The following is a 15,265-nucleotide window of genomic DNA, read 5'->3' as shown; positions in this document are numbered from 1 at the left end:
TTCCATGGTGACCGGGAGTAAAGGAGGAGTCATGTCCATCGCTGCACATGACGCCGATCCGAAGATTGCGGAACCGGAGAAAAACCGCCGCAACCGGAGTAAGTTACCCCCGGGAGCCCGCCCGGAAAAAATGCAAAACGGATGGGCTGCCTGGTTGTTGGCCCCCACGATTCTTCTGCTCCTGGTGGTCATCGGCTACCCGATTGTCGCCGCCATCGGCATGTCCCTCAACAGCGATGGCGGGCTGGACGCCAACGGGTTCTTCGCCGCCGGCTCGCCCAACGGTCTGACCAACTACATTTCCTGGCTCTTCCAGCAGTGCCCCGCGCCCGATGGCGGAACGGCAGCCTGTGCGCCCGGCCAGCCCGGCGCCCAGTTCTGGTCCGCCACAGGGAACACCTTCTTCTTCACCATCATCACCGTGATTCTGGAGACCGTCATCGGCTTCTGGATGGCCGTCATCATGTCCCGCACCTTCAAGGGCCGCGGCCTGCTCCGCGCCGCCGTGCTGGTTCCCTGGGCCATCCCGACCGCCGTCACGGCCAAGCTGTTCTACTTCATGTTCGCCTTCGAGGGCGTCATCAACAAGATGTTCGGTGCGCAGGTGCTGTGGACCGGGCAGGAGTGGCCGTCCAAATGGGCCATCATCATCTCGGACACCTGGAAGACCACCCCGTTCATGGCGCTGCTGATTCTGGCCGGCCTGCAGATGATTCCGGCCGAGGTCTACGAGGCGGCCAAGGTGGACGGCGCCAACGCCTGGCAGCGGTTCCGGATGATCACCCTGCCGATGGTCAAGCCGGCGCTCATGGTGGCCATCCTGTTCCGCACTCTGGACGCGCTACGGATGTATGATCTGCCTCAGATTCTGACCGGCGGCGCCAACAACACAGACACGCTGTCGATCCTGGTGGTGCAGCAGAAGAACTCGGCGATCAACTCGGCCTCGGCATTGTCCACCATCACCTTTATCATCATTTTCCTGGTCGCCTTCATCTTCGTGAGATTCCTTGGCGCCAATGCGTTCGAATCGTCCACCGGTAGCCGGAAGAAGGCAGCGAAATGAGCCACGCGACGAGTGCACCAGCAACCAACGCAGCGACCAATGCGGCAACAAACGCTCCGCGTCTTAGCTCCAACGCGAAATCCACCAGCCGTACCCGCTGGGCGCAGGGGCGCACCTACTTCCAGGCCGTCATCATCGTGCTCTGGTGCCTGGCGCCCTTCTACTGGATGATGGTCACCGCGTTCCGGCCCTCGGATCAGACCTTCGAGATGTCCTTCTGGCCCAGCAACGCCACCTGGGACAACTTCGTCACGGCCTTCTCGGAGGATCGTGGCAACCACTTCGCCCTCAACCTGTTCAACAGCTTCTTCATCGGCGTGGTGGTGACCGTCATCGGTCTGATCGTGGGTGTGTTTGCCTCCTACGCGCTGGCCCGGTTGAACTTCCGGTTCAAGTACGCCATCCTGGGCATCATCCTGGGGGCCTCGATGTTCCCCGGCGTTGCCCTGATCACCCCCTTGTTCCAGCTGTTTACCAGCTGGGGCTGGATCGGCACCTACCAGGCGCTGATCCTGCCGAATATCTCCTTCGTGTTGCCGCTGACCGTGTACACCCTGGTCTCCTTCTTCCGGGAGATGCCGTGGGAACTGGAAGAGGCGGCCCGGGTGGACGGTGCCACCCAGGGGCAGGCCTTCCGTAAGGTGATCATGCCGCTCGCGGCACCAGCCATCTTCACCACGGCCATCCTGGCGTTCATCTCCTCCTGGAACGAGTTCCTGATCGCCAGCCAGCTGTCCACGGATGCGACCAAGACGGTGACCGTCGCGATCGCCTCCTTCGCCGGGGCACAGCCGCACCAGGAGCCGTACACGGCCGTCATGGCGGCCGGTACTATTGTCACCGTGCCCTTGGTGATCCTGGTGCTGATCTTCCAGCGGAAGATCGTGGCAGGCCTGACCGCAGGTGGCGTCAAGTAATGATGCTTCCTGCTGAGCGGTTTGAGGCGCCGGTGAGCCGGGCAGCAATGCATCTGGACATCGGTATTGGATTCACCGTGTTCTGGGGGTTCGTGCTACTGGTGACGGTGGTCTACCAGGAACTCACCGGAGGTGCGGCGCTGGTCTGGGCACTGCTGCTCGCTGGTGTGGTGCTGGCCATGGTGAGCCTGTTCCGGCTGCGCTACCGACTCCAGCGTCGGGATCAGGAACTGGGCGCGGAATAACGGGCGCCCGGAAACTCCGGGCGCCATGACGTAAGAGGGGAGGCCCTTGTGGCGGTAAGCATCGAAGATGTTGCAGCGGCTGCGGGGGTCTCCACGGCCACGGTCTCCCGGGCCATCCGCGGATTGCCCCGGGTGAGCCCGCAGACCAGAGAACGCGTGCTCAGGCTGGCGGGCGAGATGGGCTATGTGGCTTCCTCCGCCGCCAGCGGCCTGGCCACCGGGAGGACCCGTACGCTGGGAGTTCTGGCCCCCTATGTGAGTCGCTGGTTCTTCGCGAAGGCGATTGAAGGCGTGGATGTGGAACTTCACGCCCAGAACTACAACCTCATGCTGATCAACCTGGGTGGCTACGGCACCAGCCGGCTCCGGATCTTCGAAAACACCATGCTACGCAAGCAGATTGATGGTCTGGTGGTGCTGTGTCTGGCACTTCATCCCTCTGAGCTGGAGCAGCTCCATCAGGCGGAGATCCCGGTTCTGGCCCTGGGCGGGCCGGTGGAAGGACTGTCCCAGGTCTGCATCGACGACTATGCCGCCGCTTGCCTGGCCGCCGAACATCTTGTGGAGCTGGGGCACCGCAGAATCGTGCAGATTCACGGTCAGGCTGCCGATGCGCAGAATTTTGCGGTACCGGCCTTGCGCCGGACAGCCTTTGAAGACACTTTTCGCCGTGCCGGGCTGGAGATGAATCCGGAGTGGAGCAGTGAAGGGGATTTCTCCATTGACGGAGGGCTCCAGATGGCACGGAAGCTCTTTGACCTACCGGTGTTCGCCGAGCCTGGACAGGCGCCGACTGCCGTGGTGTGCGCTTCCGACGAGATGGCGCTGGGCGTGATGTATGAGGCGCAACGGCGGGGGATCCGGATTCCAGAGGATCTCTCGGTGGTCGGCATCGATGATCATGAGTTTGCAGGCCCTGCCGGGCTGACTACAGTCCGTCAGGATCCGGTGGCCCAGGGGCGGACGGCGGCTGCGATGCTGCTCAGCGAGCTTCATGGCGTTACGGACGCGATCCAGACGGTGGCCGCACCGTATTCTCTGGTTGTCCGTGAAAGTACCGCCCCGCCGTCATCGTGAGTCACTCCTCCTGGAGTCCCAAAGGTCATGAGGGGAGGGAGGCGTGGGAGTGGTCGAGACGGGGCCGGTGGTGCCGCGGGTGATGTAGCGGCCCTCCACCAGAAAGCGTGCGGGTTCCACCGTTGAGGATTCACTGTCCATCAGCAGCGCCGTGACAGCGGATCGCGCCGCCAGTTCCACCGGCATGCTCAGCGTGCTCAGCGCTGGGACGGACTGCACCGTCAGAATGTCATCGCAGCCGACCACGGACAGGTCCGCGGGCACCCGGTGGCCGCGCTCGGCCAGGCCGCCCATCACCCCGTGGGCCACCACGTCATCGAACGCCATGACGGCCGTGACCTGCGCCTCCAGCAGCGTGGGCACCATGGTCCGCGCCGTCTCATAGTCGCCGGGGTGCGCATCCACCACCTGGACACTCACGCCATGCTCCTCGCCGAAAGCGAGTGCAGTGGCCCGGCGACGCTTCTCCGACCAGGACAGCCGGGAGCCTCCGACGTAGGCGAAGCGACGGTGGCCCAGCGTGAGCAGCGAATCCATAGCCTGGCGCATGGCGGACGCAGTATCAATCAGCACGCGACTGGTCTCCGGTACATCCCGGTTGATCAGCACCAGGCGCTGACTGCCTGCGAGTTCGCGCAGTCGGCTGTTCTTCAGCCGCGAGGAGGCCAGGATCAGGCCCTCGACCCGGGAGGCCAGCGAGGAGATCAGCTTCTCTTCCTCCTCCGCCAGATCATTCGAATCGGCCAGGAAGAGCGCACGCTGCGAGAGCGCGGCATGCGCCTGGGCTGCGCGGATCAGCGGCGGAAAGAAGGGGTTGGAGATGTCCGGGACCACGAGCCCGATGGCGCCGGTGAGCCCAGTGGACAGCGCGCGGGCATTGTTGTTGGGCACGTAATTGGCGGCCTTGGCGGCCTCTTTGATCCGGGTGACCATGGCCGGAGTAAGCAGTTGTGGCCGGGTGAAGGCGCGCGAGACGGTCGACGGCGAGACTCCGAGGGTGGCGGCAAGCTCACGGATGGTTGCGCGACGGGCCATGCGACGCTCCTCTCCGGTCAGTGAATCTGTTCCCCCACCTTATGTGAACGTTTCTGCGTCCCGCCGATGAGCCTGCGGGGACGGCTCAGGCCGCCCCCAGGTCAGTGCCGTTCGCCACCACCTGCAGCACCTCACCCTCCGCGCTGAGCAGTACCAGATCAGCGGGAGCGCCCGCCTCGAGTCGCCCGGCGCCGGGCTTCCAGCGGTCCGCGATCCGTCCCGGAGTCCCCACCGTCAACTGCAGTGCCTGCGCCAGGGAGCGCGAGGTGTGCCGGAGCAGAAGCCGAAGGCCAGCTGGCAGCGTTGCGGCGGAGCCTGCCAGCAGCTCGGTGCCGGAATAGGAGAGCCGCCCCGCCTCGTCCAGCTCCACCTGGCCACCCACTGCCGTCGTGTAATGGCCCGGCGGCAGACCGGCGATGGCGGTGGCATCGGAGACCAGGAAGGCACCGTCGCTGCCCTTGGCGCTCAGCATGACCTCCAGAGTGTCCCAGGGCAGGTGGTGACCGTCGGCGATCAACCCGCAGCTGAGCCGGTCCTCCGCGAGTTGAGTCCAGATGGCGTTCGGATGCCGGGGGAGCAGAGTCGGCAGCCCATTGCCCAGATGGGTGGAGAGCGTGGCCCCAGCATTGACCGCGGCGCGCAACTGCTCGGGGCTGGCATGCGTATGACCCAACGCGACGCTGATTCCGGCGGCGACGATCCGACGGATCTGTTCCGGTGCGTCCTCGGTATGCGGGGAAACCGTCACCAGCCCTATCGGCGCACCCGCCGCCTGCCAGCGCAGCACCTCGGCGGCATCGAGCGGGCGGATCTGGGCGGGGTCATGGACGCCGCGGAACCCCTCCCGCGCGGAGATGAACGGTCCTTCCACGTGGACACAGGGAATCGCGGCTCCGGTGTCCGGATCGCGCTGCCGGGCCTCTTCGATGGTGGCGAGCGCGCGCGAAATCGCGGCTTCCGGAGCCGTGACCAGAGTGGGCAACCAGGTGGTGACGCCGAGCCGGGCCAGCCTGGCGCCGAGGTCGATGACGTCCGCAACCCGTAGATCGTCACCGTTGAGGTCGATGCCAAAACAGCCGTTGACCTGCAGATCGATCAGGCCGCTGGAGATCAGTGGCAGCTCAGGGTCCCGGGGCTGCACCGGCAGCTGCTCGGCCACCGGCAGCACTGCGAGGATGCCCTCCCTCGTATAGCTGACCTCCAGGACCTGACCGGTCACCGGAGAGCGGCCACGGAGCACGTGGACCGGTTGATCCGCAGCGCTCATGATGCGCGGGATGCATCCGGCCGCACGCTGTCGGGAAGCAGTGCAGCGGCGCCCTCGTCGAGGTAGAGGGTCACCCGGGGGTGGGTTCGCAGTGCTGTGGAAGGGTGCGCCCCGCCGATGCCCTGTGCGAAAGTATCCGCGACGGCCTGACTTTTCTCGGTGCCCAGAACGGAACAGATGAGCGTCTCCGCGTTCAGCAGGCGGGGGATCGTGACGGTGATCGCTTCCTGCGGAACAGCCGAGGCCTCGGGGAAGTGACCTTCCGCCACCTGCTGAGCCACGCTGCGCCCATCCAGCGTCACCACGCGAGCAGCCTGCGCATCGGTGAAGAGCGCGGGCGGGTCGTTGAAGGCGAGGTGCCCGTTGACGCCGATTCCGAGCAGTACGACATCAAAAGGGTCAGTTCCCATCTGCTCAGCGTAGTGCCGGGCGGCTACCAGCGGATCGCCTTCGGTCGGGATCCTGTGGAACCTTGCTCCGGCACCGGGGGGGAGTGACTGGAAGAAGTGGTGCTCCAGCCAGTTGCCGAAGCCTTGCGGCGCGGCGGCATCGAGCCCCAAGTAGTCATCCATATGGAAACAGTCGATGGCGGACCAGTCGATCCCTGGCTGCCTCGCCAGAGCGGCCAGCACTGGCCCCTGGCTGGGAGCGGCGGCCAGCATGAGCCGGGCCGAACCGCGCGTCGCCAGTGCGGTACGCAGCGCGCGGGCGGCCTGCTCGGCGGCGCGCTGGCCGAGTTGCTCGTGGTCGCGGAAGACCAGAGTGGTCGGCGGGATGTCTGGCGTGGAGTGCGCGGTCAGATCCGTCTCGTCGTAGAGACCAGCTTCGACATCGGCCAGCAGCACCGGCCTGCCCAGTGCTGCCGAGCAGTACATGGCATAGATGGTCAGTGCCGCGCGTGCTCCCTCCTCGACAGGGGTGGAGGGGGCCGTTCCGGTACGCACGGCCCGGGCAAAGTCGCGATACTGGCGGCCATGACCGCTGGGACCGAGGGTCGCAACCCCGGTGGTGCCCGGTGTGACGTCGCTCTGCGAAACTGTATCCGCTGAGCCCCCCACCCGATGCAGGAACTGCAGTTCTGTCCCGGCGCTGCTGCCCAGCACGACGGCGGATCCGCGTGGTCCGAGCAACTGAAGCTGGGTGGGCAGCCCGGGCGCTGCGGAGGTGCTGGCATGCACCACGGCGAGTGCTCCGGATTCGAAGACCAGGGTGGCCACGGCCGAGTCCTCTACCTCGATCCCGTGATGGGCGAAAAGGCCGGTCCGTGCGTAGATTTCCTGCGGCTTCCCCAGGAAATACAGCAGCAGATCGACTAGGTGGATACCCTGGTTCATCACTGCCCCGCCGCCATCGAGCGCCCAGGTACCGCGCCAGTCCGCCGAATCGTAATAGGCCTGATCCCGCCAGACCGGGCTGAGCGCCACCCCGGAAACAAAAGGCCCGGAGGGCAAAGGACTGCCCACCTCTGTGAAGGCGTCTTTGATTCTCAGGATGGCATCCTCGAGGCGGAGCTGGCTGACCACAGCGACGGTGAGCCCGCGCTGGCGTGCCCGCTCCGCATCCTCCAGGAAGGCCCGGATCTTGCGTGGATGCGTGTCCAGGGGCTTCTCCACCAGGACGTGTTTGCCGAGATGAAGGGCGGCAGTCGCTTCTGCCGTATGCGAGCCGCTGGGCGTGGCGATCCCCACGGCCTCGAAGCTCAGCTCCCCGGCGGCCTCCGCCGCCGCAGCCTCGGCGAGCGAGGCGAACACCGGCAGCTCGGCATCGAGCGTCTGATCCGTGGGGAGCGCCGGACTCGTGGTGACCGCCGGACTCGTGGCGAGGGTCTGGGCCAGCCGCCGTGCCTGCTGGATGTCACTGTCGATCAGGGCGACCAGTCTGAGGGCCGGGTCCGCGGCGATGGCGCGGGCATGGACCGTGCCGATGATCCCGCAGCCGACCAAAGCTACGGGCAGCGGTGCGGTGGGGAGCCGTGCATCGGCCGCGGGATCGGGGAGGTCAGTCATCGAGGAACCTTTCTGGGGGTCTTTCGGGTACTGGAGATCGGGCTCAACCCTTGGGTACGCGGTCGAGTGAGCTCTGGGATTTCTGCTGAGCGTCCGCGAGCAACTTATCCAGCGAGGACGAGCGGACGCCGCCCGAGCTGAGTTCCGGCAGCGACTGCACCACGACGTTCATCAGGGCCAGCTGGATATCACTCCACGCACCGGTGAAGGGTGTGGCGTGCGCCTGGCTGGCGGCCTGCGCCATCGGGGCCAAGCGTGGATCCGCCAGTGCCTTGAGCGCCTCGACGTTGGCCGGGAGGTCGCCGAAGGTCTTGGTGTACGTCAGCTGTTCCTCCTTGGAGGTGGCCAGATTGACGAAGGCCAACGCCAGGTCTTTCACGCTGGAGTAGTCGGCGATCACCAGATTGTCCCCCGCCAGAATGCCCGATGCCGCCACGGCGCCGGAGGGGGTGGTGCCGTCCACCGTGGTGGGCATGACCGCAAAGGCATACTTCCCTGCCACCGGTGAGGCATCCAGCGTCGGCATGGAGCGCGATGTCGTCATCGGCAGGAAGGCGGTTTTGCCCTGGCTGAAGGCGGCAAGTGCTTGCGGGTTGGTCCAGCCAGCGGCGGCAGGATCCACAATCTTGTCCGTTCCGTACCAGCCGAAATAGGTTTCGTAGGCCTTTTTGACCACCGGATCATTGATGGTGGCCTTGCTGCCGTTAACCAGGGTGTTCCCCGTCTGGATGGCAAGGCCCCAGACGTATTTCCAGGGGTCATAGCCGTCCTTGTAGCCAATCGAGAGGCCGAAAGTGCCAGGCGTGGTGGCCATGGATTTCTTGGCCTGATCGCGCAGACCGTTCCAGCTGGTGGCAGGGGCGTCGATGCCTGCACTTTTGAGCAGTTCAGTGTTGTAGGCCATGACCAGCGGTGGCCGGGTATACGGGATGCCGATCAGGTTCTTATCGTCCGGGCCGGAGATGCCCAGGGCGGCTGGATTGAAGCGGTTCTTGCCCCCGATGGCGGCCCAGTCGGCGTCGGTGAGCTTCATGAAGGCCCCGGTGGCGTAGGCGGTGGGGGTGAAGGTGGTGCCGAGACCATAGACATCGGGGCCGCGGCCTGCGACTACGGAGGTCTGGATTTTGGTCAGCTCTTCAGCGCCGCTGGCGAAGGTTTCAAAGGTCAGATCTGCCCCGGTCTGCGCCTTGAACGTGGCGCTGAGCGCGGCCATCCATTGCTTCTGCTGGTCCGGGTAGGTGGCGTTGACGCTGAGTAGAACGCTCAACGTTTTGCCTTTGCCGTCCACCGATGCTCCGGCAGAGGCGGTGGGTGTTGTGGCCGGCGCACCACAGGCGGCTGTGGCGAAAGCGGCCAGGGCTGTGCCGCTGAGGGTGAGGAAGGCTTTGCGGGAGGGATGAATCATCATGGCTCCTCGAACTGTGCGGATCGCTTCTTTGCGATGTGAGTTGCACCACGGATGCGGGTGAGATCACTGTAAACCGTAGCGATCATTCATGCAACCGATTGCATGAATGATCGCATTCTAGTGATTTGAAACCCTGAAAATAAGGGGTTGACCTGCAACCCATTGCATGTTTATCTGGCAGGGTGACTTCTTCTGACTCCTTGACGGTCGCCTTGTTCGGGGCAGCCCACTCGCATGCCGACTATCTTCTGAGGGAGCTCGATTCGCTGTCTGCTCTGATTCTGGTGGCCGTGGGGGACAGCGACCCCGAGCGAGTGCGGGAGGTTGCGCTACAGCGGCAGGTACCGCTGTACACCTCCCTGGACGAGTTATTGGCGGAGCATTCGCCGGATCTGGTCTTCCTGGCTGGCGTGTACAGCGAACGGGCGGCCGCTGCCGTCACGGCGCTCAACCACGGCGCCCATGTGCTAGCGGATAAACCACTGTGCCTCTCACTCGCCGAGGCCGACCAGATCGAGGCGGCGGCTCGGGCGAGCGGGAAGACGGCATCCTTACTGCTGGAGAAGCGCTTTTATCCGGAGACGCAGGCGGCCTGGGAGGCTGTTCGCAGCGGGCAGATCGGGCAGCTAGTCTCGATTGCCGCCACAGCGCCACACCGCCTCGACCCGGCGGCCCGCCCGGCCTGGTTCACAGATCCTGCCAGCTACGGCGGGCTGATCGGAGACCTGCCCATTCACGACATCGACCTGGCGCTCTGGTTCTCCGAGGCCGGTGAAGGAACCGTCAGTGCATTGACCGGGCGCTCGGTGGCGGCTCCGGATGGCTTTGACGACTACGGAACGGTGTTGCTGCGGGCGGGCCAGGTGATCGCCTCCCTGGAGGCCTCCTGGCTGGTGCCTGGTGGGGCGGCATCGGCCGGGGAGTACCGGATGTTTTTCACCGGAACGGAGGGAACCCTGGATCTGAACTGGGGGACCGGGCGAGCCGTGCTGACCACCCAGACGGAAGGGCCGCGGGAGCTGGAGCTGGGCGCCCGGCAGGGGCCGGCGCGCACCACGCTGGAATCCTTCATCGCCGGAAGGGAACCGTTGATCGGAACGGCGGAGTCCCTGCTGGCCACCCGGGTGGCGTTGAGTGGGCAGAGCAGCGCCCAGCACGAGGGGCTCCCCTTCCCCTGGCGTGCCTGACGTCCCCTCCCTCGCAGGCTCGGTGGGGCCTGGTGGTCTGTCAGCTGGCGGAGCCGTGTTGGCGGACGGGAATCCAGCGGGTGGCCAGCCTGCGGTAGGCGGCTGCCGCCGTCGTCAGATCCCCTTCGGCAATCGCCTCGAGCCCCAGCTGCACATCCAGTGGTGATTCATCCGGCCAGACCAAGGTCGCAATGGCACCGTAATCCAGCTCGACGGCGGCCCCCTCATGACCCTGATCCATCCAGCGCGAGAGGCTGGTGAGCTCGTCCAGTAGATCCCACTCCGGATCGGTTCTGCTCAGCAGCTCGATGGCGGAGGTCAGCCGGGTCCGCGCATCGGCCCAGGCTGTCAGCGCCCGCGCGGAGATCAGCTGATCATCGGCCCAGGTTTCCTCCACGCGGGCTCCGGAGGAAAACAGGACAAACCAGCTGAACGGCACGCCCCAGGCCGAGGTTCGGGTCAGGGCTTCTGAATCCTCCTCAGACGCCGTGGCAGAGGCAACCACAGCCTCCCCGATCACCATCTCCGCCAAGCCCCGCGAACCGCTGGAGCCCAGCCTTTTGAGCGCCTGCTGAGTGCGCAGCGATGATTGCGAAGGGTTGTAGAGCAGCAGATGCTCGCTTCCGGCGCGGAAGGTGCGGACGAATTCGCGGTAGGGCAGTGTTCCGGGCAGCCGACGCAGAGCATCGGTCAGCTCCTCCAGTTCCGTTTCGATCCGCGGCGATTCTGGCGTGGTGAGCCGGAGCAACTCGCCCTGCACCTCCGGAGCGAAATCCTCCAGCGGCAGGTACAACCGTAGCGAGGAGAGATAGGGCAGTGAACTGCGGCCCAGGTACAGCTCAACAGCCATCCGTCAGCCCAGTTCCACGACCACCGGAGCGTGGTCGGAAGCGCCCTTCCCCTTGCGCTCCTCGCGATCGATCTCGGTATGGGTCACGCGCACCGCCAGCGCGGGGGAGGCCATCACGAAGTCGATGCGCATGCCCTCTTTTTTGGGGAAACGCAGTTGCTTGTAATCCCAGTAGGTATAGACGCCCGGCCCGGGATGCTCCGGGCGCACCACATCGCTGAAGCCGATCTCCTCAAAGGCATAGAATGCCGCACGCTCCGGGGCACTGACATGGGTCAGCCCCTCGTCGAGAAAGTACTGCAGGTCCCAGACGTCATCGTCCTGTGGCGCAATGTTCCAGTCGCCCACCAGGGCGATCTGCGCCTGAGGATCCGCCGCCAGCCACCCCTGGGCATCCTCCTTGAGCGCGCGGAGCCATTCCAGTTTGTAGGGCATATGGGGGTCATCGAGGGCGCGACCGTTGGGTACGTAAAGGCTCCAGACCCGCACGCCCGCACAGGTGGCGGCGATGGCGCGGGCCTCCTGGACCTCCTCGCCAGGAACCTTCCCGAACAGCGGCTGGCCCGCGAAGGTACGCTCCACGTCATCGAGCCCCATCCGGGACGCCAACGCCACACCGTTCCACTGGCTGAAGCCGAAGTGCGCCACTTCATAGCCGTTGTTTTCGAACAGATCCCACGGGAAGTTCTCGTCCTTGCACTTGGTCTCCTGGATGGCGAGGACATCGACGTCAGTACGCCGCAGCCACTCTTCCACCCGGTCCGCGCGGGCCCTGAGCGAGTTCACATTCCACGTTGCGATTTTCACGTCTCCAACTTACCAAGCGGGGCCGACAGCCTGGCGAGCCTCCAGAAAGAAAGCGTCCCGGAATACTCACCATGGTTCACCGGTTAGCCCTGCACGTGAGCCAACTTTTCACTGAAGCCGTCCTGTCCGCCCCGTCCGGCCAGCTCACGCTGCGCAACCGGACCGTCCTCGCCCCCATGTGTATGTATTCCGTTGATGCGCACGATGGCGTCCCGACCCCCTGGCACCACGTCCACCTGGGTGCCCGCGCGGCTGGCGGATTCGGCCTGGTGATCGCCGAGGCGACCGCCGTGGTTCCCGAGGGGCGCATTTCTCCGCTGGACGTGGGCCTGTGGAATGAGGCGCAGGTGGAGGCCTGGAAGCCGGTCACCGCATTCATCAAATCCCAGGGTGCAGCTGCCGGCGTGCAGCTGGCCCACGCCGGCGCCAAGGCCTCCACCTATGGCTGGCTGGCACGATTTGTCGCCCAGGGGCTGACCGGTTCGATTCCGGTGGACGATGGCGGCTGGCAGACCGTCGCGCCCTCGGTTACCGACGCCCACGGGCTGGCGGAACCGCGGGAAATGACCGTGGAAGAGATTGCCGAATCCGTGGAGGCCTGGGCGGCGGCAACCCGTCGCGCCGATGAGGCCGGCTTTGACCTGGTGCAGATCCACGCAGCACATGGCTACTTGATCCATCAGTTCCTCTCTCCGTTGACCAACACGCGCACCGACTCCTACGGCGGAAGCTTCGAGGGGCGGACGCGGTACCTGCGCGAGGTGGTGCAGGCTGTACGCGCCGCCTGGCCTGCGGAGAAACCGCTGGGCGTGCGCTTCTCCGGCTCCGACTGGGTGGAGGGTGGCTGGACCATTGAGGAGACCTCTCGACTGGCCGTGGAACTGCGTGCCCTGGGCGTGAGCGTTTTCGATCTCTCCAGTGGCGGCATCGGCGCCTACCTGGGCCCGACCGGCCCCGGCTACCAGATCGCCCTGGCCAGCTCTGTCCGCGAGGCACTGCAGGCTGACGCCATCGAGCGTGGTGTGGCGTACGACTCCTTCGTCTCCTCCGTGGGCATGATCACCACGGCGGAGCAGGCGGAGCAGATCCTGGTGGGTGGACAGGCAGACGGCGTTTCGGTGGCCCGGGCGGCGCTGAAGGAGCCGAACTGGCCCGCGCTTGCCGCTCGGGATCTGGGCGAGCCGCTGGAGAAAACCCCGTTCGCCCCGCAGTACTGGCGCGCCGCCTGGTAAAGGTGCGTTGTTTGTCAGACTTATGACCCGCCGTCACATGATGCGACTTAGCTACCCGCCAACCCGCATCATCTGACGGCAGGTGAGCCGCTCAAGAGCCGGAAGAAAGAGCCAGACGCTCAGAACCACCAGGTGTCCAGCAGCGACACCGGAACAGCACGCTTGTGGCGGGTGGACAGGAAGCGCTTCTCGATGGCTTCAGCCTCCGCTTCCGACACCTCTTTGCCCTCGAGGTAGTCGTCGATGGTCTCGTAGCTCAGACCCAGCTCGTCCTCATCGACCCGGCCCGGGACACCATCGAGCAGGTCCGCCGTGGGTAGCTTGGTATAGATCGACTCGGCCGCGCCCAGGTACTTCAACAGGGCCCGGTTCTGGCGCTTATTGAGCGTGAACAGCGGCAGAACGTCCGCACCGCCATCGCCGAATTTGGTGAAAAATCCGGTCACCGATTCCGCCGCGTGGTCGGTGCCGATCACGAGCAGGCGGTGCTCGCCGGCCAGAGCGTACTGGGCCACCATGCGGGTGCGGGCCTTGATATTGCCCTTGCTGAAATCGCTGAGCTTTTCCCCGGTGGTCGCCTCGTACTGGGCCTCGATGCCGTCCACCCCGGGAGCAATATTGAAGGCCCAGGAGCGGTCCGGCTGGATGAAGGCCAGGGCTGCCTGCGCGTCCTCCTCATCCTGCTGGACGTTGTAGGGAAGCCGGACGGCGGTGAAGTTGGCCTCATGCCCCTCGGCACGCAGTTTCTCGGCCGCCAGCTGGCCCAATCGTCCCGCCAGGGAGGAGTCCAGCCCGCCGGAGATGCCGAGGACGAAGCCCCGGCTGCCGGTCGCCAGGGCGTACCGGGCCAGGAAATCGACGCGGCGGGCCACCTCCTCGGCCGGGTTGATCTGGGGCTGGACGCCCATTTCCTCAATGATGGCTGCCTGGAGTTCGCGCATATCGACAGCGTACTACCCGCAGGTTTCCGCTCGGTTACGCATCCGGGCACCACAAGCCCCAGCACCACAACTGGGCCCGAATCAGACTCCGGAACGCTGCCCCGTCGAATCCCGCACGGTCAGATGCGTGGGCAGCACCGAGACATCCCGGGTGCTCCGGCCCGGGCCTGGCGCCACGCGGCCCAGCAGCATGGAGATGGCCACCCGCCCTGCCTGCTCCGTGGGTGCGGTGATGGTGGTCAGCGGGGGATTGCAGAAATCCGCCCCGAAGACGTCATCGCAGCCAATCAGGCTCAGATCCTGTGGCACCTGTACTCCACGTGCCGCGAACCGTTGCAGCATGCCGATGGCGATCAGATCGTTGAAGGCCAGGGCGGCGCTGGCTCCCGAGTGGAGAACGGCATCGGCCGCGGCGGCACCCGAGGTGGTCTTGGGGGCGAACGGTCCCAGCCGGCTCAGGGTGAGGCCGAGCCGCTCCGCATGCTCTTCCACCGCCCGGAGCCTGCGCACATTGGACCAGGAGCTCATCGGGCCGGAGGCATAGGCGACGTGCTGATGCCCCAGCGAGGCCAGATGCTCCAGGGCCTGCCCCATGGAATCCGGGGTGTCGATGATGACCGTCGGCACGCCCGGAATGCCCCGGTTGATCGTCACGATGGGCAGCGTGCTGGCCGCCTCATCGATGGCAGCGTCGCTCAACCGGGAGGCGACCAGGACGACGCCGTCACAGGTGCGGCGGAGCCGGTTCAGGGTCTCCGATTCCACATCGGCTGATTCCTCGGTATCCACCAGGAGCTGGGTGTAGCCGACGGCTTTGAGCTGGTGCTGGGTGCCGCGGATGATGTCGAAGTAGAACGGGTTGGTCACGTCGGGAACCAGCAGTGCCACGGCGCCGGTCCGCCCGGAGCTCAGCGCCCGCGCCTGGCTGCTGGGCACGTAGTTCAGCTCTGCGGCAATGCGCTCAATCCGTTCCCGGGTGTGCGGGTTGACCCGGTCGGGGCGGCTTAGCGCCCGGGAAACCGTGGAAACGGCAACTCCCGCTGCCGCAGCGACGTCCTTGATGGTCACTGGTTGATGGGTGGGGGCCATGGTCAGCTTTCCTTCTCCCTTGAAGAATCTTGAACCCTGTAGTTACCAGTGAAGACCCTGTGGCAATTTTTGGCAAACGGTTGCTGCAACTTGTTGCCGCTTCGTAAACTCGAGCATCGGAGGGGTCAATGTGGTGTA

General features: G+C 65.5%; 14 protein-coding genes. 6 read left to right on the top strand and 8 right to left on the bottom strand.

All coding sequences use genetic code 11. The annotated features are described in order from the left end of the window. Positions 1–130: 130 nt before the first annotated feature. From QQM37_RS05635 to QQM37_RS05620, 4 genes are read left to right on the top strand one after another with little or no spacing between them, the layout of a single operon-like run. Entirely contained in the window at positions 131–1,066 is a 936-nt protein-coding gene (locus tag QQM37_RS05635; RefSeq protein WP_285725745.1) for a carbohydrate ABC transporter permease, read from the top strand. After that, entirely contained in the window at positions 1,063–1,983 is a 921-nt protein-coding gene (locus tag QQM37_RS05630) for a carbohydrate ABC transporter permease (RefSeq protein WP_285725611.1), read from the top strand. The genes QQM37_RS05635 and QQM37_RS05630 overlap by 4 nt, the downstream gene beginning before the upstream one ends. After that, positions 1,983–2,228 (top strand): hypothetical protein, encoded by a 246-nt coding sequence (locus QQM37_RS05625; protein WP_285725610.1) that lies wholly within the window; start codon positions 1,983–1,985, stop codon positions 2,226–2,228. Before QQM37_RS05630 ends, QQM37_RS05625 begins: the two co-directional genes overlap by 1 nt. Before the next feature lie 48 nt (positions 2,229–2,276). Beyond that, complete coding sequence (locus QQM37_RS05620) at positions 2,277–3,305, top strand: LacI family DNA-binding transcriptional regulator (protein ID WP_285725609.1); 1,029 nt, start codon at positions 2,277–2,279, stop codon at positions 3,303–3,305. On the opposite strand, the gene QQM37_RS05615 is transcribed toward QQM37_RS05620, so the two are convergent. The 4 genes from QQM37_RS05615 to QQM37_RS05600 all read right to left on the bottom strand — a co-directional run bounded on the left by QQM37_RS05615 (position 3,297) and on the right by QQM37_RS05600 (position 9,021). Next, a complete protein-coding gene (locus QQM37_RS05615; RefSeq protein ID WP_285725608.1) occupies positions 3,297–4,340 on the bottom strand; it encodes a LacI family DNA-binding transcriptional regulator in 1,044 nt (347 codons plus the stop codon). The genes QQM37_RS05620 and QQM37_RS05615 overlap by 9 nt on opposite strands. 85 nt (positions 4,341–4,425) lie before the next feature. Then, positions 4,426–5,607: an N-acetylglucosamine-6-phosphate deacetylase gene (locus tag QQM37_RS05610; protein ID WP_285725607.1), complete on the bottom strand. Its 1,182-nt coding sequence runs from the start codon at positions 5,605–5,607 to the stop codon at positions 4,426–4,428. Continuing rightward, on the bottom strand, positions 5,604–7,613 hold the full coding sequence (locus QQM37_RS05605; RefSeq protein WP_285725606.1) for a Gfo/Idh/MocA family protein: 2,010 nt from the start codon (positions 7,611–7,613) through the stop codon (positions 5,604–5,606). Before QQM37_RS05605 ends, QQM37_RS05610 begins: the two co-directional genes overlap by 4 nt. A 43-nt stretch (positions 7,614–7,656) precedes the next feature. After that, positions 7,657–9,021, bottom strand: a complete 1,365-nt coding sequence (locus QQM37_RS05600) for an ABC transporter substrate-binding protein (protein WP_285725604.1) — start codon at positions 9,019–9,021, stop codon at positions 7,657–7,659. Positions 9,022–9,203: 182 nt separating this feature from the next. Between QQM37_RS05600 and QQM37_RS05595 the strand changes: the two genes are divergently transcribed. Beyond that, entirely contained in the window at positions 9,204–10,208 is a 1,005-nt protein-coding gene (locus QQM37_RS05595) for a Gfo/Idh/MocA family protein (protein ID WP_285725603.1), read from the top strand. Positions 10,209–10,248: 40 nt separating this feature from the next. On the opposite strand, the gene QQM37_RS05590 is transcribed toward QQM37_RS05595, so the two are convergent. After that, the gene (locus tag QQM37_RS05590; RefSeq protein ID WP_285725602.1) at positions 10,249–11,058 is read right to left on the bottom strand and encodes a DUF8083 family protein; all 810 of its coding nucleotides are present in this window, start codon (positions 11,056–11,058) and stop codon (positions 10,249–10,251) included. A gap of 3 nt (positions 11,059–11,061) precedes the next feature. After that, on the bottom strand, positions 11,062–11,865 hold the full coding sequence (locus tag QQM37_RS05585) for an exodeoxyribonuclease III (protein ID WP_285725601.1): 804 nt from the start codon (positions 11,863–11,865) through the stop codon (positions 11,062–11,064). A gap of 71 nt (positions 11,866–11,936) precedes the next feature. Here QQM37_RS05585 and QQM37_RS05580 point away from each other — a divergent pair, with 71 nt between their 5' ends. After that, positions 11,937–13,097: an NADH:flavin oxidoreductase/NADH oxidase gene (locus QQM37_RS05580; RefSeq protein ID WP_285725600.1), complete on the top strand. Its 1,161-nt coding sequence runs from the start codon at positions 11,937–11,939 to the stop codon at positions 13,095–13,097. Between the two features lie 119 nt (positions 13,098–13,216). Here the strand turns inward: QQM37_RS05580 and nadE are convergent, their stop codons facing one another. Beyond that, positions 13,217–14,038: an ammonia-dependent NAD(+) synthetase gene (nadE, locus tag QQM37_RS05575; protein ID WP_285725599.1), complete on the bottom strand. Its 822-nt coding sequence runs from the start codon at positions 14,036–14,038 to the stop codon at positions 13,217–13,219. Positions 14,039–14,119: 81 nt separating this feature from the next. Continuing rightward, the gene (locus QQM37_RS05570) at positions 14,120–15,127 is read right to left on the bottom strand and encodes a LacI family DNA-binding transcriptional regulator (RefSeq protein WP_285725598.1); all 1,008 of its coding nucleotides are present in this window, start codon (positions 15,125–15,127) and stop codon (positions 14,120–14,122) included. Between the last annotated feature and the right edge of the window lie 138 nt (positions 15,128–15,265).

This window comes from Psychromicrobium xiongbiense (assembly GCF_030271165.1).
Taxonomy (GTDB): Bacteria; Actinomycetota; Actinomycetes; order Actinomycetales; family Micrococcaceae; genus Renibacterium; species Renibacterium xiongbiense.
The sequence above is the reverse complement of the archived record's forward strand: the minus strand, read 5'-3'. Positions and strand labels throughout refer to the sequence as shown.